At 65.7% G+C, this 21693-nt stretch carries 21 protein-coding genes; 9 read left to right on the top strand and 12 right to left on the bottom strand.

The features are described 5' to 3' along the window. Positions 1–114: 114 nt before the first annotated feature. Complete coding sequence (locus tag CH278_RS09870; RefSeq protein WP_094621806.1) at positions 115–1029, bottom strand: L,D-transpeptidase; 915 nt, start codon at positions 1027–1029, stop codon at positions 115–117. A 279-nt stretch (positions 1030–1308) separates the two neighbouring features. Here CH278_RS09870 and CH278_RS09865 point away from each other — a divergent pair, with 279 nt between their 5' ends. From CH278_RS09865 to CH278_RS09850, 4 genes are read left to right on the top strand one after another with little or no spacing between them, the layout of a single operon-like run. Continuing rightward, positions 1309–2028, top strand: coding sequence for a glycosyltransferase (locus CH278_RS09865; protein WP_057474632.1), 720 nt, complete (start codon positions 1309–1311; stop codon positions 2026–2028). Further along, on the top strand, positions 2025–3023 hold the full coding sequence (locus CH278_RS09860; RefSeq protein WP_143536234.1) for an acyl-CoA dehydrogenase family protein: 999 nt from the start codon (positions 2025–2027) through the stop codon (positions 3021–3023). The genes CH278_RS09865 and CH278_RS09860 overlap by 4 nt, the downstream gene beginning before the upstream one ends. Further along, complete coding sequence (locus CH278_RS09855) at positions 3017–3766, top strand: PIG-L deacetylase family protein (protein ID WP_032367155.1); 750 nt, start codon at positions 3017–3019, stop codon at positions 3764–3766. The genes CH278_RS09860 and CH278_RS09855 overlap by 7 nt, the downstream gene beginning before the upstream one ends. A 13-nt stretch (positions 3767–3779) precedes the next feature. Then, positions 3780–4409 (top strand): class I SAM-dependent DNA methyltransferase, encoded by a 630-nt coding sequence (locus tag CH278_RS09850; RefSeq protein ID WP_094621805.1) that lies wholly within the window; start codon positions 3780–3782, stop codon positions 4407–4409. Between the two features lie 18 nt (positions 4410–4427). Here the strand turns inward: CH278_RS09850 and CH278_RS09845 are convergent, their stop codons facing one another. Both CH278_RS09845 and CH278_RS09840 read right to left on the bottom strand, forming a co-directional pair. Beyond that, entirely contained in the window at positions 4428–5168 is a 741-nt protein-coding gene (locus CH278_RS09845) for a GAF and ANTAR domain-containing protein (RefSeq protein WP_081371428.1), read from the bottom strand. A 133-nt stretch (positions 5169–5301) separates the two neighbouring features. Then, a complete protein-coding gene (locus CH278_RS09840) occupies positions 5302–6324 on the bottom strand; it encodes a zinc-binding metallopeptidase family protein (protein WP_032375660.1) in 1023 nt (340 codons plus the stop codon). Positions 6325–6536: 212 nt separating this feature from the next. Between CH278_RS09840 and nhaA the strand changes: the two genes are divergently transcribed. Continuing rightward, complete coding sequence (gene nhaA, locus CH278_RS09835; protein ID WP_032406351.1) at positions 6537–8393, top strand: Na+/H+ antiporter NhaA; 1857 nt, start codon at positions 6537–6539, stop codon at positions 8391–8393. Positions 8394–8410: 17 nt separating this feature from the next. Here nhaA and CH278_RS09830 read toward each other — a convergent pair whose 3' ends face one another. Then, entirely contained in the window at positions 8411–9496 is a 1086-nt protein-coding gene (locus CH278_RS09830; RefSeq protein ID WP_094621804.1) for a DNA polymerase domain-containing protein, read from the bottom strand. Positions 9497–9498: 2 nt separating this feature from the next. Continuing rightward, positions 9499–10548 (bottom strand): ATP-dependent DNA ligase, encoded by a 1050-nt coding sequence (locus CH278_RS09825; protein WP_027495260.1) that lies wholly within the window; start codon positions 10546–10548, stop codon positions 9499–9501. Positions 10549–10652: 104 nt separating this feature from the next. Here CH278_RS09825 and lppU point away from each other — a divergent pair, with 104 nt between their 5' ends. Both lppU and CH278_RS09815 read left to right on the top strand, forming a co-directional pair. Further along, positions 10653–11255 (top strand): LppU family putative lipoprotein, encoded by a 603-nt coding sequence (gene lppU, locus CH278_RS09820; RefSeq protein ID WP_032367160.1) that lies wholly within the window; start codon positions 10653–10655, stop codon positions 11253–11255. A 98-nt stretch (positions 11256–11353) separates the two neighbouring features. Continuing rightward, entirely contained in the window at positions 11354–12706 is a 1353-nt protein-coding gene (locus CH278_RS09815; protein WP_231578237.1) for an MFS transporter, read from the top strand. A gap of 4 nt (positions 12707–12710) precedes the next feature. Here CH278_RS09815 and CH278_RS09810 read toward each other — a convergent pair whose 3' ends face one another. The 6 genes from CH278_RS09810 to CH278_RS09785 all read right to left on the bottom strand — a co-directional run bounded on the left by CH278_RS09810 (position 12711) and on the right by CH278_RS09785 (position 16820). Further along, on the bottom strand, positions 12711–13589 hold the full coding sequence (locus CH278_RS09810; protein WP_179274359.1) for a universal stress protein: 879 nt from the start codon (positions 13587–13589) through the stop codon (positions 12711–12713). 96 nt (positions 13590–13685) lie between these two features. After that, positions 13686–13949 (bottom strand): hypothetical protein, encoded by a 264-nt coding sequence (locus CH278_RS09805; RefSeq protein WP_143536233.1) that lies wholly within the window; start codon positions 13947–13949, stop codon positions 13686–13688. A gap of 149 nt (positions 13950–14098) precedes the next feature. After that, on the bottom strand, positions 14099–14464 hold the full coding sequence (locus CH278_RS09800) for a hypothetical protein (protein ID WP_094621800.1): 366 nt from the start codon (positions 14462–14464) through the stop codon (positions 14099–14101). Positions 14465–14476: 12 nt separating this feature from the next. Next, on the bottom strand, positions 14477–14944 hold the full coding sequence (locus CH278_RS09795) for a pyridoxamine 5'-phosphate oxidase family protein (protein ID WP_094621799.1): 468 nt from the start codon (positions 14942–14944) through the stop codon (positions 14477–14479). Further along, positions 14941–15822: a universal stress protein gene (locus tag CH278_RS09790; RefSeq protein ID WP_179274358.1), complete on the bottom strand. Its 882-nt coding sequence runs from the start codon at positions 15820–15822 to the stop codon at positions 14941–14943. The genes CH278_RS09795 and CH278_RS09790 overlap by 4 nt, the downstream gene beginning before the upstream one ends. Continuing rightward, the gene (locus tag CH278_RS09785) at positions 15819–16820 is read right to left on the bottom strand and encodes an Acg family FMN-binding oxidoreductase (protein WP_057474465.1); all 1002 of its coding nucleotides are present in this window, start codon (positions 16818–16820) and stop codon (positions 15819–15821) included. Before CH278_RS09785 ends, CH278_RS09790 begins: the two co-directional genes overlap by 4 nt. A gap of 220 nt (positions 16821–17040) precedes the next feature. Here CH278_RS09785 and ilvD point away from each other — a divergent pair, with 220 nt between their 5' ends. Beyond that, a complete protein-coding gene (gene ilvD / locus CH278_RS09780) occupies positions 17041–18753 on the top strand; it encodes a dihydroxy-acid dehydratase (protein WP_027495252.1) in 1713 nt (570 codons plus the stop codon). Positions 18754–18893: 140 nt separating this feature from the next. Here ilvD and CH278_RS09775 read toward each other — a convergent pair whose 3' ends face one another. After that, the gene (locus CH278_RS09775; protein ID WP_094621797.1) at positions 18894–20867 is read right to left on the bottom strand and encodes an MFS transporter; all 1974 of its coding nucleotides are present in this window, start codon (positions 20865–20867) and stop codon (positions 18894–18896) included. A 183-nt stretch (positions 20868–21050) separates the two neighbouring features. Between CH278_RS09775 and CH278_RS09770 the strand changes: the two genes are divergently transcribed. Then, positions 21051–21671: a TetR/AcrR family transcriptional regulator gene (locus CH278_RS09770; protein WP_179274357.1), complete on the top strand. Its 621-nt coding sequence runs from the start codon at positions 21051–21053 to the stop codon at positions 21669–21671. Positions 21672–21693 lie beyond the last annotated feature (22 nt).

The raw sequence follows: 21693 nt of genomic DNA, 5'->3' as shown, positions 1-21693 counted from the left end.
CGGCTAACGAATGGTGAACGCGGCCCCAACTGGTGCCGTCACACAGACCAAATGCTGCGCAGTGGTGTGGTTATGTGCCGCGGAGGGCACATAACCACACCACTGCCGCAGGCACTAGCGGTTCCAGTCTCCGAGGCCGTCGGATCCGCTGAGGGTGCCGCCGTCGGTGTTGACGACGATGACGGGGTCACCCTTCTGGGCGTTCTCGAAGAACCACTTGCCGTCTTCGGTGCTGACGTTGAGGCAGCCGTGCGAGGAGTTGGAGTAGCCCTGCTGCGACTCGGACCACGGTGCCGCGTGGACGAAGATGCCGCTGTAGGAGATGCGCGTGGCGTACTCGACGTACGTGCGGTAGCCCTCTTCGGAGTCCACCGGCACCCCGTAGGTGGAGGAGTCCATGTACATGTCGCGGAAGCGCTCGCCGACGATGTAGGTGCCGTTCGGGGTTTTGTGGCCGACCTTGCCCATGGAGGTGGGCATCGTGCGAACGACCTCGCCGTTGCGGGTGACGGTGATCTGCTTGGTGTTGTCGTCGGCCGTGGTGATGATCGAGTCGCCGGTGGAGAACTCGGCTTTCGCGCCGCCTGCTTCGACGGTCACCTGGGTGTGCGCCGGGTAGAACTCGTTGGGCAGCCACCGCACCTGAGTGTCGTTGATCCAGTAGAAGTGGCCGTCCACGGACGGGTTCGTGGTGACGCGGATGGCGCGCAGTGCGGCGTCGCGATCTCCGATGGCCTCGTCGAAGCGGATCGCGATGGGCTGCGCCACTCCGACGACCTCGCCGCCGGACGGGCTGATGCTGGGGTCGGCGAAGTTCGCCGGTGCCAACGGGGCCACCCGCTGCTGCGGGGCGGGTGCCGGTGCCGCCGGGTCCGAGGATCCGGGCAAGCCGGGGATCGACACGTCGGGGCCGCCCGGCCACAGCGGAGCCGCCTGGGCAGATCCGAATGCTGCAGAGGCGGCGAGCGCCGTACCTGCGAGAATTGCCCCGATGCGGGCGAACCTGCGAGTGCGAACCTGAGTTGCCATGTGACCCGACCATCCTTCGTACTGCGTCGTGATGCCCAGTAGCAGTGCTGCCGCGGGGCAACGCCCATTAACACATACCACCCGGACTTTTGCTAATCGGATATTGCCGAAAACGACGACGGAATCCACGACGACGAGTAGCTTCCCGCCACCCGAGCCCCTTCTTCGAGCCGTAGGTGTCGATCGTCTGCGAACGGGTATGTCGCATGCAACGTACTCCGTCCAGCCACCGGCGGTTTCCACAACGGGCTCGAGGTCCGGTGTCCGAAAGGGTGGCTCGTGACTGTCGATACCAGCACTCCAGTCCGTCGCATCGTCGTCGTCGTGCCCGCACACGACGAACAGGATCTGCTCGACGCCTGCTTGGATGCTCTGACGAACGCCGCACGTCGCGTCGCCGACGTCGCCCCGGTGACGGTATCCACGACGGTCGTTCTCGACGCGTGCACCGACGGTTCGGCGCGTGTCGCGGCGCGTCACCCGTCCGTCTCGGTCGTGACGGTTGCCCATCGCAACGTGGGAGCCGCGCGGGCGGCCGGATTCGCAGCGGACCTGAACGGCGGTCTGGGCCGCGCCGACACGTGGTACGCCACCACCGACGCCGACTCGACGGTGGGCGAGCAGTGGCTGGTGGGGCATCTGCGGCACGCCGCCGAGGGTGCCAGGGCTGTCGTCGGGACGGTGTCGGTGCGGTTCGAGGACCGCATCGTCGACGACGAAGCACTGCGCTCCTCCTACGACGCTCAGTACGTGAACGAGGCGGGCCATCCCCACGTGCACGGTGCCAATCTGGGTGTTCGGGCGACGGACTACTGGGCGGTCGGCGGGTTCGCGCCGCTCGCCACCGGCGAGGATCACGACCTGGTCCGTCGTCTGGAGCTCGGCGGCACCGTGTGCCGCAGGGTGTGTGACATTCCGGTCGATACTTCGGGCCGCCTGCGCGGCAGAGCACCCGACGGTATGGCCGGCTTCCTTCGTTCTCTGGAGCCTTCTGCATGACCGACACCGGATTCGTCGACACCCCCGATCGCACCACCGATCTCGAGTCGGCGTTACGCGCGCAGTTTCTCGCGTTCGAGGCGGACGGGCGGTTGGATCTGGCTCTCCCCGGCTCGGGAAACACAGACCACCGGTGGCAGTCGCTGGCTGCGTTGGGTCGGCACGACACCGTCCTGGGCCGCTGGGCCGAGGCACACACCGATGCGCTCGCGATTCTGCACGAGCTCGACGGCCCGACGCCCGAGCGTGGCCAGATCTGGGGCGTGTGGGCTGCGGAACCCCCGGCTCCGATTCTCGAAGCGGTACGCGGCGAATCGGGGTGGCTCCTGTCCGGGACCAAGCCGTGGTGTTCGGGGGCGTCCGTCTGCACCCACGCACTCGTGACCGCTCGCGTCGACGGCGAGCCGCGATTGTTCGCAGTGGATCTGACGCATCCGGGTGCTGCCCCGGTGCCGAACACGTGGCATGCCGTCGGAATGCGCGAGAGCGACTCGGGCTCGGTCGAATTCGATCGCGTCCCCGCGGTCGTGGTCGGTGGACCGACGGACTACCTGACCAGGCCGGGCTTCTGGCATGGGGCGATCGGGGTGTCGGCCGTCTGGTTCGGTAGCGCCTGCGCGGTGGCCGACACCCTGCATGCGGCCGTGCGCTCGCGTCCCGACCCACATCGCGCCGCTCACCTCGGTGCCATCGCATCGGCTCTCGGAGCCGCGTCGAGTGCCCTGACCACCGCGGCGGCCGAGGTCGACGCAGATCCGTTCGACCGCTCCGGCCGCGCTCGGATCCGTGCTCGCATCGTGCGCGCCGTCGTCGAGGATGCCGCCACGCAGTGCATCGACCGCGTTGGGCGAGCGCTCGGTGCCGGCCCGCTGTGCGCAGACGCAGAGCATGCTCGACGCGTTGCCGACCTCACCGTCTATCTGCGACAGAGCCACGCCGAACGCGACCTCGAAGCCCTCGGACACGACATCGCACAGGAAGACAACCCTTGGTAGAGAACGCATTCGACGCCGATGTCGACCTCGGTACCGCCGAATCGGACTGGCTGTCCGCAGATTGGTCCATTCCCGGTCTGCACTGGAGCGACGTCGTCACCATGGTCGTCGTGGCACCCCATCCCGACGACGAAGTACTGGGCGTCGGCGGGTTGCTGTCGATGGCCGCAGCTGCGGGCGTCGACGTGCGGGTCGTCGCGGTCACCGACGGCGACGGTTCGCATCCGGGATCTCCGACGGTGACGGCCGAGGACCTCCGCGCCCTGCGCCCCGTCGAGTCCGAGCGTGCCCTCGCCGAACTGGGCATCGTTCAGCCGCCGACACGGCTGCAGTTCACCGACGGCGAGGTCGAAAAGCACGAGGACGCTCTGGCCCGCGCGCTGGTACCGCTGCTCGACGCCACTCCGGGTACCTGGTGCCTGACGCCGTGGCGCGGGGACGGCCACCCCGATCACGAAGCCACGGCGCGTGCCTGCCTCACCGCGGCCGCCGTCGCGGGGATACCGGTGGTGGAATATCCGATCTGGATGTGGCACTGGGCAACTCCCGAACACCGGGCGGTGCCGTGGTCACGCAGTCGCCGCATCGACCTGCCCGCGCACGCCGTCGAGGCCAAGCGTGCGTCGATCGAGCGTTTCGAATCTCAGATTCGACCGCTGTCCGATCACCCGGCGGATCGCGCAGTGTTGCCACCGCACATCCTGACGCGGTTCCGACGTCCGTTCGAAGTCGTCTTCGCATGAGTAGGCTGTCCGCATGAGCTTGAGTCCGGAATACTTCCGCGATGTGTATGCCGCGCGCGAGGATCCGTTCATGCTCGACAGCAAGTGGTACGAGCGTCGCAAGTATGCCCTCACCCTGGCATCGCTGCCCAAGCCGCACTATCGACGCGGCCTCGAACCCGGTTGCTCCATCGGTGTGCTCACCGAACAGCTCGCTGCCCGCTGCGAGCATCTGGTGTCGACAGACGTGGTGCAGAGCGCACTGGATACGGCTCGCGCGCGCGTAGGCGAGAGTGCTGCAGTCGATTTCGCACTGTGGTCCCTCTCCGACGACGTATCGGCGTTGCCGAATCCCCACGAGAAGTTCGATCTGATCGTCGTCAGCGAGGTGGGCTATTACCTCGACGACGACGACCTGGCGGCCGCCATGAGCCGCATCGTCGGGCGGCTGGAGGCCGGAGGCACACTGGTGGCCGCGCATTGGCGTCACGACGTGGACGACTATCCCATCTCGGGCGACCGGGTTCACGAGATCATCGCTGCCACAACCGGACTGGCTGCACTGAGCCGCTATCTGGACGAGGACGTGCGGATCGAGGTGTTCATCGCCACCGATGTTCCCGCCGTATCGGTCGCCAGCACCGACGGACTCGACGTGCGATGAGGCCCGAGGCCCCGGTCGCTATTGGGTGGACTTCGCCGCGTCGTCGACCAACTGCACGGCGAGATCGGCCAGCTTGACGTTGGTGTCCTGAGAGAGCTTGGCCAGCAACGCGAATGCCGCCTGCGAATTGAGGTTGTAGCGTTCCATCAGCATGCCCTTGGCCTGCCCGATCAGATCCCGGCTGGTCAGCGCGGCCCTGATCTGCTGTTCTTCCCTGGCGCTGGAGAACGCGATGGCCGCGTGCGCAGCGAACAACGAACCGATGGATTCGGCCTCGGCCGAGAATGCGCCGGTTCGCGTCGAATGCAGGTTGAGTGCGCCGAAGTTGAACCCTTCGACGTAGAGCTGAAAGCAGATCATGCTCTTGACCCCGAGCGCAGACGCTGCATCGGTGAACTGTGGCCAGCGGGTCTCGCTGTCCATGTCGTCGATACGGATGGTCGTCTGTTCGATCGCCGACTCGAGGCAGGGCCCCTCGCCCAGCTGCTCCTGAATCTTGTCGCAGTGCCCGGCAACTTCTCCTGAAAGGGCTGCGCTGTGCACGAACTTGCCCTGCATGACCGTCGTGATGGATGCGTACTCGGCATTGGGGACCTGAGCGACCGCGGCCTCGGTGATCATGGCCAGGACGCGATCGGGATCGGAATGCTGACGCCGCAGCTTCTCGGCCACCTCGGCCAGCCGGCGACTCAGCTGGAAGTCGGTAACCCGCGGGAGGGCACCCGACGCGTTCAGTGTCTGCTCGCTGATGGTGGTCACCTCGTCCTACTGCTGCACTCTGCCCGCGACTGCACTCTGCCCACTAATGCGCAGGGGGCGTACCCGGTATCGGCGGATGCCGACAACATAGGATACGCCCCTGGGCGCTGAGCTCAACGACCGTGAGCGAGGCTCACAGAGCGCTGGGTGCCACCAGAGAGTGCACGAAGCCGATCTTCTTCACGACGGTCGCCGGCAGCACGAACGGGTACAGGTCCTGGTGACCCATCGATCGGTTGATCTGGTTGAGTGCCCACGACAACGGCAGCCACCAGTCGATGATCTGATCGAAGCCGACCTCGCCGGGCAGCGGGCTTTCGAGTGTCGATCCGGCCGGTGCCATCCCGAAGGCCGCGGCCGTGTCGAGGGTGTCGCGGATGTGCAGGTAGTGGGCGAAGGTCTCGGCCCAGTCCTCGGCGGGGTGCATGGTGGCGTAGGACGAGACGTAGGTGTCCTCCCAGCCCTCCGGTGCGCCCTCGCTGTAGTGGCGATCGAGCGCGTCCTGGTAGCTCGAATCCGGATCGCCGAACAGTTCCTCGAACGCCGCGCGGTGTTCACCGTCTCCGACCAGCACCATCTGGTAGTAATGGCCGATCTCGTGACGGAAGTGCCCGACCAGCGTGCGGTAGGGCTCCGACATCTCCACGCGGAGCTGCTCGCGGTGCACGTCGTCGCCCTCGGCGAGGTCGAGGGTGATCAGACCGTTGTTGTGCCCTGTCATCACCTGCTGGTTGGCGCTGGAGAGCAGATCGAACATCAGACCCGTGGACGCGTCCTCGTCCCGGCCGACGATCGGCAGGCCCAGCTCGGTGAGCTCGAGGATGACGCGACGCTTGTTGGTCTCCGCGTCCGCGTAGGCGGCCATCGCGTCCAAGTCGTCGTCGGCCGGGCGAGTCCGCGTCAGCCGGCAGGACAGGCACAGGTCGTCGGAATCGGATGCGTCGACCAGCCAGTTGCAGCGCGCGGTGTTGAGATTGGCACACGTCTTCCAGACGGCACCGTCCACCTCGGCCTCGGAGATGCCGTCTTCCTTGTCCGGGAGCACCAGGAGGGCTCTGCTCGGCAGATGGAAGCCGAGTGCGCTCGAGCAGCTCAGACACAGTGAGTTCTCGAACGACAGCTTCTGTCCGCACTTGCGGCAGATGAAATCACGCATGGATGTTCCTTAGTGGCAGGGGTGAGTCGGGCTCGTATTCCCGATTCTCGGCGGACTAATGCCGTTCGCCGAATATGTCGTGCACATCTCTTCGACAACGCTTCCCGGCAAGAGAACCATCCAGGGTACTGACCTGCGTGGAAGTAAAGCGTCGACCGCCGTGTTGGTACAGACTGCTTCACAACACCTCCGAGGAAGGACCCGGGCTGCAGATGGCAGATCAGATCACGCCGACGGACCGGCCGATGGCACGATTCGTCGAACGGATCTCGCGGGCTCGCGGCGAGAAGAACAGTGAAACCTTGGCCGCGGGCTTCCTGCTGGTGGCCACGTTGATCGCCCTGATCTGGGCGAACTCCCCACTCGGTGACACCTATCAGTCGTTCTGGCACACCGAGCTGTCCATCACCGTGGGTGAACACGGCATCTCCCTCGACCTCGCCCACTGGGTGAACGACGGGCTGATGGCGCTGTTCTTCTTCGTCGTCGGCCTCGAGGTCAAACGCGAGTTCGCGATGGGTGAGCTCACCGACAGATCGCGCGCAGCGATTCCCATCGTGGCTGCAATCGCCGGTCTGGCCGCACCCGCGCTGCTGTTCCTCGCCTTCAACCCCTCCGGCCCGGCCGCCCAGGCCTGGGGCGTGGTCATCTCCACCGACACCGCGTTCCTGCTCGGTGCCCTGGCGGTACTCGGCCCGAAGAAGGCCGCGCGGCTGCGGATCTTCTTGTTGACGCTGGCCGTGGCCGACGACGTGGGCGCGCTGGCGATCATCGCGTTCTTCTACACCGACGATCTCGACGTGGTTCCGTTGGTGTTGGCGTTCATCGGGCTCGGACTGATCTTCCTGTTGCGTCGGCTCGAAGTGTGGCGCGGTGTCGGGTACTTCGTCGTCGCACTGTTCACGTGGGTCGCGATGTACGAGTCGGGAGTTCACCCCACGCTCGCCGGCGTGATGATCGCACTGATTCTTCCGGTGTACCCGCCGCGTCGCTCCGAGGTGGAACGAGCCTCGGACCTCACCCGCGCCTTCCGTCAATCGCCGAATCCCGAATACGCCCGCGCCGCGAGACTCGGCCTGGATCAAGCCGTCTCGGTCAACGAGAGACTGATGCGCCTGTATCAGCCGTACACCGCGTTCATCATCGTGCCGATCTTCGCGCTCGCCAATGCCGGGGTGGTGCTCAGCTCGGACACCCTGAAGGCTGCCTCCACGTCGACGCTCACCTGGGGCATCATCGCCGGCCTGGTGCTCGGCAAGCTCATCGGAATCACCGGGGCCTCGGCCATTTTCGCGAAGTTGCGACCCTCGGCTCTGGCTCCGGGGCTGACCATGTCGCACATCGCGGGCGGTGCGGTGATGTCCGGAATCGGATTCACGATCTCGCTGTTCATCATCGATCTCGCGCTCGACGATCCGCTGCTGGCCGACGAGGCCCGCGTCGGCGTGCTGGCGGCCTCGGTCATCGCTGCCCTGCTCGGCTGGATTCTGTTCCGCATCGACGCGAGGATCCACCCGCCGAAAGCCGAAGCGTCGCTGCGTATTCTGCGTCCGGTCAGCGCCAAGCGCGATCACATCCGCGGGCCCGTCGACGCTCCGCTGACGATCGTCGAATACGCCGATTTCGAATGCCCGTTCTGCAGCAAAGCAACCGGCAGCGTCGCCGAGGTACGCAAGCATTTCGGCGACGACCTCCGGTACGTCTACCGACACCTGCCGCTGGACGACTACCACCCCCATGCCCGCTACGCCGCGTATGCCAGCGAGGCTGCCGCGGCGCAGGGCAAGTTCTGGGAGATGGCCGACGTGTTGTTCCGCAACAGCGACGCCCTCGAACCCGACGACATCGACGGGTACGCACGCGAACTCGGCCTCGACATGGACAGATTCGAGGACGACATCCGCACCGGCGACTACGTGGTGCGCGTCGAGGACGACGAACTCGACGCCACGTCCTCCGATGTGGGCGGCACTCCGACGTTCTACCTGGGTCGCGGCGACAAGAACCTCACCCGCCACGTCGGACCATATGATGCGGCGACGTTGATCCGGGAACTCGAATCCATGTGAGGGTGGGCCGAGCGGATCTAGCTGTCGGTGCGATTTCCTTCCGCATCCCAGTGCTCGGCGACTTTCTTCGACGGCTGCACTCGGGGCGGTTCGCCCGGCATCTTGGGGTAGTCGGGCGGGAAATTCAGCTCACCACCCGGCAGTGTTTCCCACAGGTGCAGAAGCGGTTCCAGCGAATAGGCCTTCGTGTCCATGTCGGCCCACGGGTCGCCGTCCTGCACCAGGTCCGGCACGGTGACGAGGTTGAAGTCACGCGGATCGGTGACGTCTGCCAACTGCGACCACGTCATCGGCGTACTCACCGTCGCTCCGGGCCGGGCTCGCAGACTCCACGCGCTGGCTATGGTGCGGTCACGGTTGTTCTGGTTGTAATCGATGAAGATGCGTTCTCCGCGTTCTTCTTTCCACCAGTTGGTGGTCACCCCGTCGTCGCGACGTTCGAGTTCTCGGCCCAGGCCGATGGCCGCATGGCGCACCTGCTCGAACGTGTACTCGGGCTCGATGCGCACGTAGATGTGAATGCCCCGATTGCCACTGGTCTTCGGATAGCCGCGTAAGCCCAACTCCTCCAGCAACTCTCGCGTCACATCGGCGACGCGAAGGGCGTCCGCGAACGTCGTCCCCGGCTGCGGATCGAGATCGAGCCGCAGCTCGTCGGGATGGTCGACGTCCGGTCGTCGCACCGGCCACGGATGGAAGGTCAGCGTGCCCATCTGGGCTGCCCACACCAGAGACGCAGTTTCGGAGGGACACAGTTCCTCGGCAGTGCGCTTGCTCGGGAACGCGATCTTCACGGTCTCGATCCACTCGGGCGCACCCTTGGGCAACCGCTTCTGATAGAAACCGTCGCCCTCCTTGTCCTGCGGGCCGAGCGCCAATCGCATGCCCTCGCGGTAGCCGTCGGGCCACCGCTCCATCGCGGTCGGGCGGTCGCCGATCGCCCGCATCAGCGGTTCGCCCACCGCGGCGAAGTACTCGCACACCTGGAGTTTGGTGATCTCCGGGGTGCGTTCGGTCGTTTCGTAGATCACGCGGTCGGGACTCGACACTCGCACTTCGCGCTCCCCCGCCTGCACGAACGCCGGTGGTGTTTTCGCGGCCATGTCTATCGCCCTCCAGCAATCACATCGGCGACGTCGTAGCGCACCGGCACTTCGAGCTGGTCGTAGGCGCACGAGCGGGGGTCGCGATCCGGGCGCCAGCGCAGGAACCTGGCCACGTGCCGCAGCCGCGCGCCTTCCATCTGGTCGTAGGCCACTTCGATGACCCGCTCGATGCGCACCGGAATCCAATTGCGATCGTTGGACGAATTCCAACGGGTCGCCTCGCCGTCGTAGGTGACGTCGTCACCGAGCCGGAGCGGTTCGAGTTCTTCGAGCAACTCCAGCCGCCGCTTGTCGGTGAACGCCGACGCTCCGCCGATCATGCGCAGATCCTCGCCGTCGTACAGGCCGAGCAGCAGTGATCCGATGCCGTTGCCGGACTTGTGAATTCGATAGCCGATCAACACGCAGTCGGCGGTACGGGCATGCTTGATCTTGATCATCTCGCGCTTGTTGGGCAGGTACGGCCCGTCGAGCTTCTTCGCTACGACGCCGTCGAGGCCCGCTCCCTCGAACCGCTCGAACCAGTCCTCGGCCACGGCCGCGTCGTCGGTGGCCGAGGTGACGAAGCAACTCGGCCCGCCCGTGCCCACCGCGTCGAGCAATCGCGCCCGCCGCGTCGAGAACGGCTCACCCGTCAGATCCTCGTCGCCGACGGCCAACAGATCGAAGCCGATGAACTGCGCCGGTGTCTTCTCCGCCAGCATCGTCACTCGGCTCGCCGCGGGATGGATGCGCTCGGACAACGACTCCCAGTCCAGGCGCGTGGAACCGTTCTTCTCGCGCGGCACCACGATCTCTCCGTCGATCACGATCTTCTCGGGTAGTTCGGCCTTGACGGCCTCGACGAGCTCGGGAAAGTAGCGAGCGAGGTCCTTGCCGCCGCGCGATCCCAGCACCACCTCGTCGCCGTCGCGAAACACGATGGCGCGAAAACCGTCCCATTTGGGCTCGTACGACCACACCGGCGGCCCGTCCTCGGGCTGAGGAGGCACCACTTTCGCGGCTTTGGCGAGCATCGGCGCAACCGGAACGGCGAGAGGAAGATCCACGCACTTCATCCTGCCTCATGCGGCCGACAACCGAGTCCGATATTTTCTACACACATACGGTCGATGCACCCAGCAGGCTTCTTTCGTCGAGAGCAGGACTCACCATGGCGTCACCCACTCGTTCGGTCCGCGCTTTCGTCGTCGCTCTGTCCGCCTGCGCGGCGGTGCTACTGAGCGGATGCGCCTCGGAGGTATCCGGGACCGCCGTCGCCATCTCCGGTGCCAGCATTCCCACCACCACGACGCCGCCACGCACCACCACCGGTTCCCCGACCCCCGACATCGACGAGGGCGGCAGCGTCGACATCGACGTCGAGATCGGCCAATGCGTCGAACTCGGTGGGACGGTCGAGAACGCCACCGTGGCCAATGCGACCTGCGGATCCCCACAGTCCAACTACGTCGTGTTCGCTAAGACTCCGACCTCGGCCGAATGCCCGCCCGACGCCGATCAGTACTACTACGAGACGTACTTCGACATCGAGCAAGGGGCCCTGTGCCTCGACATCGACTGGATCGTCGGTGGCTGCATGGACCTGGTGGGCGAGTTCGCGCAACGCGTCGACTGCGCCACCCCGGGTGCCGACACCCGCCGGGTCGTGACCATCCTGCAGGGCACCACGTCGGTCGACGACTGCCCCGACCCCGCGTTGTACGGATTCGAGAAGGACTCCCGCAACTTCGTCGTCTGCGTCGAGAAGTTGTGACCGAGCAGCCTGCAGAGCGGCACGATGTAACCATTTCCCTGTCCAGTGCGCGGGGCCGATGGATCGTCGCGGCCACCGTGCTCGGGTCGTCTCTGGCGATGCTCGACGCAACCGTGGTCAACATCGCGCTGCCGGCGATCGGTCGGGATCTGGGATCGGGTGTCACCGGGCTGCAGTGGACGCTCAGCGGTTACACGTTGGCGCTGGCGTCGCTGATCCTGCTCGGCGGCTCGCTCGGTGACCGGCTCGGCCGCAGGCGGGTGTTCGTCTGGGGCACCGTCTGGTTCACGGCGGCCTCGGTTCTGTGCGGTCTTGCCCCCAGCATCGAGGTGTTGATCGCGGCGCGCCTGCTCCAAGGCATCGGCGCGGCATTGCTGACCCCGGGTTCGCTCGCGCTGATCTCGGCGTCCATCAGATCCGACGATCGCGGAGCCGCGATCGGGCTGTGGTCGGGGTTGGGCGGAGTGGCGTCGGCGATCGGTCCACTGCTCGGCGGCTGGCTCGTCGACGCCGTCGGCTGGCGCGCGGTGTTCTTGATCAATGTTCCGCTGGCCGTGGTGGTCGTGTGGGTGGCGATGAAACATGTTCCGGAGAGCCGTGATCCGCACGCTGCCGGTCGCCTCGACGTCCCCGGCGCGGTGACGGTCGCCGCTGCCCTCGGGCTGCTGACGTACGGCCTGATCGAGTCCCACGTTCTTGCGCTCGCGTTGGGGATCGTCGCGGTCGGAATGTTCGTGGTGATCGAGCGCCGCACCCACGATCCGCTGGTACCGCCGTCACTGTTCGCCTCGCGCGTGTTCCTGGCAGCCAATCTCGTGACCTTCGCCGTGTACGCCGCCCTCGGCGGGGTGTTCTTCCTCCTGGTGTTGCAGCTGCAGTTCGCAGTCGGGTTCTCCCCTGTCGCAGCCGGATTGGCCACCATTCCGATCACCGTGCTGATGCTCGTACTGTCGGCCCGCGCGGGCCGGCTCGCGGGGCGCATCGGCCCGCGCATTCCGATGACGGTCGGGCCGCTGCTGTCGGCGGCGGGGCTGCTGCTGATGCTGCGCATCGGGCCCGGATCCACCTATGTCGCCGATGTTCTCCCCGCCGTCGTCGTGTTCGGCCTCGGCCTGTCCGCTCTGGTGGCCCCGTTGACCGGAGCCGTCCTGAGCGCGGCACCGGACGACCGCGCCGGAATCGCATCGGGCGTCAACAATGCTGTCGCCAGAACCAGTCAACTGCTCGCCGTTGCTGCGCTGCCCGCATTGGCAGGCATTGCCGGGTCCGATTACTCTGCGCCACAGGTGTTCTCGGCCGGATTCCACTCGGCGATGCTGATGTGCGCCGGGCTCTTAATACTCGGTGCCGTCATCGCGGCGGCGCTGATCAAGAGCACTGGCGACACCTCCGACTGCCCACCGCACTGCGATCTGGGTGCCCCACCGGTCGACAGACGCAGCGTCGACTGACTGCTCACCGCACGATCAACACCGAGCATTCGGCATGGTGCACGAGGTTCTGACTGACCGACCCCAGGATCGCACCGCGGAGGGCACCTCTACCTCGGCACCCGACCACGAGCATCGATGCCGACGCAGACAGCGCTCGCAAACCTCGTGTCGGGCTCGATTGGGCACTGACGGTCGTGAGCTGCACAGCCGGATACTTCTCGTGCATCTTCTCCACATGCGTTTCCAGCCAACGCTTCTCGTCTTCCTGCACCGCCTGCCAGTCGATGTAGCCGGCACTCATCCCGATGCCGGCCTGAGCCGCGAACCCCCAGTAGTTGACTGCGATCACGGGTGCGCCCAGGTTGTCGGCCATCTCGAGCGCGGCACCCAGCGCTCGATCGGACTGTTCGCTGCCGTCGATCCCGACCACGATCGGGCGGCCCACGTCCGCCTTGTCGTTTTCGTTGCGGAGCAACAACACCGGACACTGCGCGTGCGTCATGACGCGCAGCGTGTTGCTACCGAGGGTCAGGTCGCGGATCGCGCTCGACTTCCTGGATCCCAGCACGACCATGTCTGCTCCCACGTCGGCCACGTACGACGCGATGGTGCCGTCCACACTGACGGTGTCCACGGATACCCCGGGTGCGGCGGCGTGTACCTCGCCCTCTGCTCGGACGAGGTGTTTGCGGCCCATGGCACGAAGATCCCTCTCCAGCGCGCCACCGTCGACGAATGCTGCCGACCCGTACCAATCCCCTACCGGGACTGCATGAACGAGACGTACGGTCGCGTGGACCTTGTCCGCGTAGGTGCCGGCCCATCGGGCTGCAGCCTCGGCCTCGGCCGATCCGTCGATACCCACGATGATGGGAAGTGTGCGGGCGGTGGAATTACTCATGTGATCTTCCTGTCTCGATGTCGACGGCCACGGCACAGTCGCCATGACGTGATGATGTGCAGTGCAGTCGAATTGGCAGTCCGTGTTCGCGTCCGGTCAGCGTCCGAAGAGCGCGGACACCTCGTCGAGATCGATGTCGGTTCGGCAACCGCTCGGCTCCAGTTCGACGTAGAAACTCTCGTAGCCGCGCGGGTCTGCACCTCGCGCACCCGTGATGCGCCGCTTGAACACTCGTGCGTCCGGCCACCGTTCGAGCACAGCTGTTCTGAGGATGTGTCCGTCGGGCGAGACCCCGCTGAGCGGCCCGTACTCGGCGATCACCACCGAATGGACGACACCGTCGATCGATGCAGTGGTCACCGGAAACACCATCGGTACCGATTGCGTCGGAATTTCGACGACTACGGAGTCGGAATCGACCCGCATCGAGCCCGACACCTACGGCCTTTCACTGTCGGTCATCCTCGTCGTTCCTGCTCTCGCGGGCTCACGTCCGCCGGAAGTCGGCGTCACATCGACCCCGCGACAGAATCGGAACCCGAAGGCGCATGCGACCTTTGCGCGGCGTGCTGCCCTGCACGAAGGCTCACTGCGGCCATCACGAACATCGCTGCTGCCGCACCTCCGCAGACCGCAGCCCAGCCGGTCACACCGGACGCGAGCAACGTCAGGAAAAGGCCTACCGCGGCGACGGCACACACCAGTAGCACTTCGGCGAGGACATTTTCGGCCTCGGCCAACACGGCCTGCCCGTCGTGTCCGTCGTGTACTTGCTGCTTCATCTCGAACTCCTCGAAGTCGACGAATCGGTAGAACCGACATTGCCGAATCTTCGATGCCGACGGCAGGGTCGAAAGTCCCGATCCTGCCGCCATGAGGCCCGGCCTTCACCCTCGTGAATTCGTCTCGCCCGCAGTCGGTCCACGCATCAGCTCGACCCCCGACACCGACGTCGGGGTCACTTCGACGAGTCGGTGCATCGGTGGGCCGTCCGAATGCGGCCGGGGCAGTAGCTGTTCGAGGACTTCGAGTCGAGCATCCACGACCGCACGGGCGATTCCGTGAATCACGACAGTCGATACGGTCAGGTGAGCGTCGTCCTCGGCGTCCACTTCCAGGACGACCGAGGAATCCAGCGCGCTCCACCCCAACCGCGACCGCCCCTCGGCGTAGAAATACACCCGACTACCGCTCCACACGATGGAGACCGGGTCGATGGTGGGCCCGAAGTGGTCGTGGCCGATCAGCCGTGCGACGGTCGCCCGTCGCGCAAGCCGATGAGCGTTGTTGGAGTCCAGAACTCGTCGTCGATCATCACTCCCGCGCACACGATTCGGTACGGTGCGGTTGGTCATCGGTCTCTGCAGATCATCACCGGGCAGTGGGCGTGGCGGGTGAGGTTGCTACTGGTCGATCCGAACAGTGCTCGGGCAACCACTCCTCGCCCGTGACTGCCGACCACCACGAGGCCGGCTCGCTTGGACAGATCGACAAGGAGATGCGCCGGGTTACCCTGTCGCACCACATGTTCGACACTGACATCCGGATATTTCTCGGCCCACCCGGCCAGACATTCGGAGAGCAGCATCTGCTGCTCACGCTCGATCTCGATGCTGTCATGCGGCCCCGTCGGGGAGAGTGCCGCGCCGTGAGACCACGAGTTCCAGGCGAGCGCGGCGATCATCGGTACACCGAACAACGAGGCCAGATCGAAGGCCTGCGCGACGGCCGCCTCACTCGTTGCACTGCCGTCGATACCGACGAGGACCGGCGCGTCGAAGCCGGCGTCGCCCTCCCGCCACACGATCACCGGGCACAGGGCCGCATTCGAGGTCTCCTGCGCCGTACTGCCGAACAATGCGGACACGATCGGACCGGAACCCGAATTGCCGACGACGAGCATCCGCGCGGTGGAGGAGAGTTCGACCATCATCGTGCACGCCGTCGCCTCCTCCACCGAGATGGAGACGGCAAGGTCGGGATGACGGGCCAGCACTGCGGCAGCGACGTCGGTCACCATGTGTTCGGAAGCTCGGCGCTGCTCGTCCCACACTTCCCTCGGCACAACATATGCGGGCTCGCCCATGTAGATCACAGGCTGCTGTACTGCAGCGGCGATGAGCAGGGGAGAGTCCACCCTTTCTGCCAGAGCCGCCGCCCAGAGCGCAGCGCCGATACTGCCGGCCGAACCATCCACCCCCACCACGATTTTCTGATGTGCTGCGAGAATCACGATCGTCTCCTGTTCGTTGCGCGTGCGGGAGCAGACAGCACCGAGGCCACCGCATGTCGTGGCGTTCGAGGCGCCGGGGCGCCGACCATCGGTGTACCGACTCGAATCAGCACCTGTGCCATGCCGATGTGCGGTGCCAACGACTGGACGAGTCGCCTGCTGCCGGCCTGTTCCGTCATATGAGTCAACGGGCACGTCGCCAAGCCGTCCGCGGTCGCTGCCAGCAGAAACGTCGACATGGCACGGCCACAGTTCAGCCAATCCAGTCGCTCGTCCGACGGTGTGCCGAGCAGCACCACCGTGGACTCGTCTTCGACCGGCTCGCGCGGAACCACCGTGCCGACGCGGTGCGGTTCGGGGAATGCTCGTCCCACCTGGACCCTCGACGCATCCGCGCGGTTCGTCAGCGCCTCGGGCGGAATACCGCCGGAACGAAACGAGTGCCCGGCCCACCATCTGATCTCGGCCTGGTACGTCGCGTCGAACTTCCGGATGCCCGCGCTCAGCGTCGAGGCCCTCGCCAACGTCTGTTTCGACTCTGCCGACAAGACGGTCATCTCGGTGCCGTAGTGCTGACGACCGAGATACCGCGTCAGAACACGATCGGTCGGCACCGGGCCGAACGCTCGCCGATCCGAGTGCCGACGATTGATCGCACTCAACATGTCGAACTCACGCGACCGAGGATGCGCGTCGTGCACGAGGCGGATACGCGCAAGATGATCCGGCGTGCCCGGGGTGGGCAACAGGTCGATCTCGGTCTTCCACCGAAACGCCGCGGCAGCCTTCTCGAGATGGTCCAACGCAGCCCCGCAGCTCATCACCATCTGCCGTTCGGTCGGGTCGATCACCCCCAGCACGCGGGAGGTGTCGGTGTACAGATCGAGTCCGTGTTCGGAGTAGGTCCACCTCCACGGCTGGCTGTTGTGCACCGACGGCGCGCGGCACGCGAGCTCCACCAGCATTTCCACCACGGCCGTATCCGGCTGATCGTTCATCGTCTCTCCTCGACATCCCACCGCGATGCGGTGGATCCGTCCCCACTGTCGCCCCGAGGTCGCGCTGCTCGACAGGGCCGTTCGTCACTCGATGGAGGGCATTCCGGTGCATGCCGAAAGAGCGCAGCGCCACAGGTTTAGTGTTGACGGTGAATGCGACTCGGGGCGGAACCTGAGGACGCGACCGAGGAGCCACCATCGCCGACCGTTCAGGAGTGTCATGACGACCCCGCACAATCCACCCGAAGTCGACGTCAAGCCACGTAGCCGGGACGTCACCGACGGGCTGGAGAAGACTGCCGCCCGCGGCATGCTCCGCGCCGTCGGGATGGGCGACGACGACTGGGTCAAGTCCCAGATCGGCGTCGCGTCGTCGTGGAACGAGATCACTCCCTGCAACCTCTCGCTCGAACGACTGGCGAAGGAAGTCAAGAAGGGCGTCCACGCGGCCGGCGGGTATCCGTTGGAATTCGGCACCATCTCGGTGTCCGACGGCATCTCGATGGGCCACGAGGGCATGCACTTCTCGTTGGTCTCGCGTGAGGTCATCGCCGACAGCGTCGAAACCGTCATCAGCGCCGAACGTCTCGACGGCTCCGTGCTGCTCGCCGGCTGCGACAAGTCGCTGCCCGGAATGTTGATGGCTGCCGCGCGTCTCGACCTCGCCAGCGTCTTCCTCTACGCCGGATCCACGCTGCCCGGATTCGCCACCCTGTCCGACGGCAGCGAGCACCAGGTGACGATCATCGACGCCTTCGAGGCCGTCGGTGCCTGCTCCCGTGGACTGATGTCGCGCGCCGACGTCGACACCATCGAACGCGCCATCTGCCCCGGCGAAGGTGCCTGCGGCGGCATGTACACCGCGAACACCATGGCCAGCGCCGCCGAGGCCATGGGAATGTCGTTGCCCGGCAGCGCTTCTCCGCCGGCACCGGACCGTCGCCGGGACGGCTTCGCACACGCCAGCGGCGAGGCCGTCGTCGAATTGCTGCGACGCGGCATCCGCACCAGCGACATCCTCACCAAGGAAGCCTTCGAGAACGCGATCGCCGTCGTCATGGCTTTCGGTGGATCCACCAACGCCGTGCTGCACCTGCTGGCCATCGCGCACGAAGCCCAGGTCGAACTGACCCTCGCCGACTTCACCCGCGTCGGAGCGAAAGTTCCACACCTCGCCGACGTCAAGCCCTTCGGCAAGCACGTCATGACCGACGTCGACGCCATCGGCGGTGTCCCCGTGGTCATGAAGGCTCTGCTCGACGCCGGCCTCATGCACGGCGACTGCATGACCGTCACCGGAAAGACCGTGGCGGAGAACCTCGCACACATCGCTCCCCCGGACCCCGACGGCAAAGTGCTGCGCGCACTGGACAAGCCGATCCACCCGACCGGCGGCATCACCATTCTCGAAGGATCACTTGCCCCGGGCGGAGCCGTCGTCAAGTCCGCCGGTTTCGATTCCGACGTATTCGTCGGTACCGCACGAGTTTTCGAGCGTGAACGCGCGGCCATGGATGCTCTCGAAGACGGCACCATCGCGGCAGGCGACGTCGTCGTCATCCGCTACGAGGGACCCAAGGGCGGACCCGGAATGCGCGAAATGCTCGCGATCACCGGAGCCATCAAGGGCGCGGGCCTGGGCAAGGACGTCCTGCTGCTCACCGACGGCCGATTCTCCGGCGGAACCACCGGCCTCTGCGTCGGACACGTGGCACCCGAGGCAGTCGACGGCGGACCCATCGCCTTCGTCCGCGACGGCGACCAGATCCGACTCGACGTCGGCAAGGGCACCCTCGACGTTCTCGTCGACGCAGCCGAAATGCAAGCACGCCAGGAGGGTTGGGCACCGCTTCCTCCGCGCTACACCCGCGGAGTGCTGGCCAAATACTCGAAGCTGGTCGGTTCGGCATCGAACGGTGCGGTGCTGATCTAGCCGCCCGCCCGCCCGACGCCGACCTAGCCCTAGCCCCCCCGGTTGGGATCAATGTGGGTTTCAGTCAGTTGGACTGCAACAAAGGCGCATTGATCCCAACCCGGCGGCAGTGCAGTGGTCCATTCACGCGCTGGGGAGGTCTACAGCGGCATGGCCCAGATAGGGCTCGAGCGTTCTGTCATCTCGGTGCACGTCGCGTGTTGTCGGCTGGCTCGTTGGTAGAACGTCTGCAACGGTTCGGCCGGCTCCACGTCCGGCGGTGTGGGTACGACGGGCAGTTCGCCGAGTTCGAGCGCCAATTGATAGATGCTGGGGCGTTCGAGTTCGGCGTCGACCAGTGCCGGCGCGGCAGCGTTGTGCGGCTTCGCTGTTCGCGGTACACGCGGCGTACTCGGTTCGGGCTTGGCTGCCGACGGCCGTTCGAGTAGCTGCTCGAGCTCGGCGACCTCACGGACGGCCGCTGCGCGAGTGGCCGGCGGCGCAACGAAGGGCACGATCGGCTCGAACGCGATCATGTCCGATGACGACGCGAGCGCCTTGTTCTTGGCCGGGATGAGGAACGCCACGATCACGGTTCCGGTTCCGAACACCACGGCCGCAACGACACTGGTGTGCACGACGGCGCTGCCGAAGGCAGAGATGGCATTCGCTTCGAGATTGTCTGCGAAGCCGCTCAGAAATGCATTCTGCTCGCGAATGATGTCCGAGACGATTACCGCACCGGCCAGCGAATCCTGCGATGCCGCAAGCCCTTCTGCGGCCTGACCGGTGTACTGGCCGTTGGGTTGCTTACCGGGGAAGGTCTGCAGAAACCCCTCGATTCCCTGTCGATACGACGCCGCCAGAACCGAACCCAATACAGCGATGCCGAGAGACCCGCCCAGTTCGAGTGCAGTGTCGTTCAGTCCGCCGCCGACACCGAGCTTGTCGTCCGGGAACTCACCCATGATGGCGTCGGTACAGGGCGAGACGGACAGTCCGATGGCGAGTCCGAGCAGTGTCAGTACGGGCAGGAAATCGACATACGTTGCCGTCGAATCGATTCCGACGAGGGAGACGACCGACAGCGTGCCCACGATCATGCCCGCGGTGACGGTGACACGCGGCCCCATCTTGGGGGTCAGCCACATCGTGATTCCCGAGCCGACGAACACTGCACCGGCCAGCGGCAGCAGATGCACGCCGGTGGACACCGGGCCGTATCCCAGAGCGAACTGCAGGTACTGCGCCACGAGGTAGATCGCCCCGAACGTCACCAGGAAGAACACCAGTACCGCAAGGGTGGCACCCCCGAGGACACGCGAGGAGAACATCCGCACGTCCAGCAATGGATTGGGGTGTCGTAGTTCCCAGCCCACGAAACCCAGCACCGACAGCAGTCCGACGAGGCCGAAGTACAGCGGCCCGACGGTCCAGCCGAAGTGCATGCCCTCGATGATGGAGTAGACGATGGTCGAGACGGCCAGAACCGACAGCAACCCGCCGATCCAATCGATCGCACCGGCATCGACGGCTCGCGACGGCGGGACGAGTACGACGGCTCCGGCTATGGCGGCCAGCGCAATCGGGACGTTGATCAGAAATGTGGAACTCCACGTGAAGCTCTCGAGAAGCCACCCGGCCAGCAACGGCCCGGCGGCGATGGCGAGGCCGGACGTGGCCGCCCACACGGTGACGGCTGTGGCCCGCTCACGCTTGGGGAACGTGGCCACCAGCAGAGACAACGTCGCTGGCATGACGATCGCAGCCGCGACACCCATGACGATTCGAGCCAGGATCACGCCGAGCGTGGCATCGGTCAGCGCCCCCGCCACCGACCCCGCCACGAAGATGATCAGTCCGATGATCAGCGCGCCGCGTCGGCTGTACCGGTCGCCGATCACTCCGCACAACAGCATCAACGACGCGTACGGGACGGTGTATCCGTCGATCACCCATTGAAGATCACTGCTGGTCAAGCCCAGATCCATCGTCATCGACGGCGCTGCGACGAGCAGGGACGTGTTCGCCATGACCACGATCAGCAGGCTCAGGCACAACACCACCAAGGCCGACCATCGTCGGGCATAGGGTTTGTGCATTTCTTGGACAGGTGTCATCGCAAGCAGTGTCATGTGTTCCCCCCGTTGGCAAAGTGCGACACACCTTGCACAGTGCTGTGCAGCTTAAGAAATTCGCGCTAGGATCGGCAATCTTTTGTGGCGGCAACCACACTGCGTCGGCGCGATCGTGCTAGAAGTGGACGTGTGCCGAAGACGACGGAGTCGAGACCGAGCGCACGGACAGACCGATCGCCCGTGCAGCGAAGTGACGCCCGCTCGAACAGAGCGCGAATTCTCGATGTCGCGCAGGGGGTACTGGCGAACAATCCGGACGCGACCATCAACGACGTCGCGTCCGCGGCCGGGGTGGTCCGACGAACGGTGTACTCGCACTTCGCCTCTCGCGAAGCCCTGATCGACGGCATCGCACTCGAAGCCGCAGAACGCATCGCGGCCGCGCTCGAACGTGATCCGGCCGTCGACGAATCCGCCGTCACCGTGTTCGTGCGACAGACGCTGGCACTGGCACGCGTCGGAGATCAGTACCGGCTCCTACTTGCGGTTGCGCGTACCGACCTGGGACACAACGGTCTTCACGACCTACTGGGACCGATGCGGGAGTCGGCTGCGGCTGTCATACGACGTGGACAGCGCGAGGGTGTGTTCTCCACCTATCTGCCGGCCGAGGTGCTGATCCTCAACATCGAAGCCATCGCGCTGTCGATCCTCGAGGCCACCAATGCCGGGCTGCTCACCGACCCCACAGGTGCGGCCACCACGTCGAGTCTGGTCCTGCTCGGAATCGCACCGGACGAAGCCGAACGCATCGTGAGCGGTGTCCGTGCCGCGGACGCGCCAGCCGAAGCCCACCCCTGAAACGACGAATGCCCCGCCTGCG

The organism is Rhodococcus sp. 05-2254-5, assembly GCF_002258575.1.
Lineage (GTDB): Bacteria > Actinomycetota > Actinomycetes > Mycobacteriales > Mycobacteriaceae > Rhodococcoides > Rhodococcoides fascians.
The sequence above is the reverse complement of the archived record's forward strand: the minus strand, read 5'-3'. Positions and strand labels throughout refer to the sequence as shown.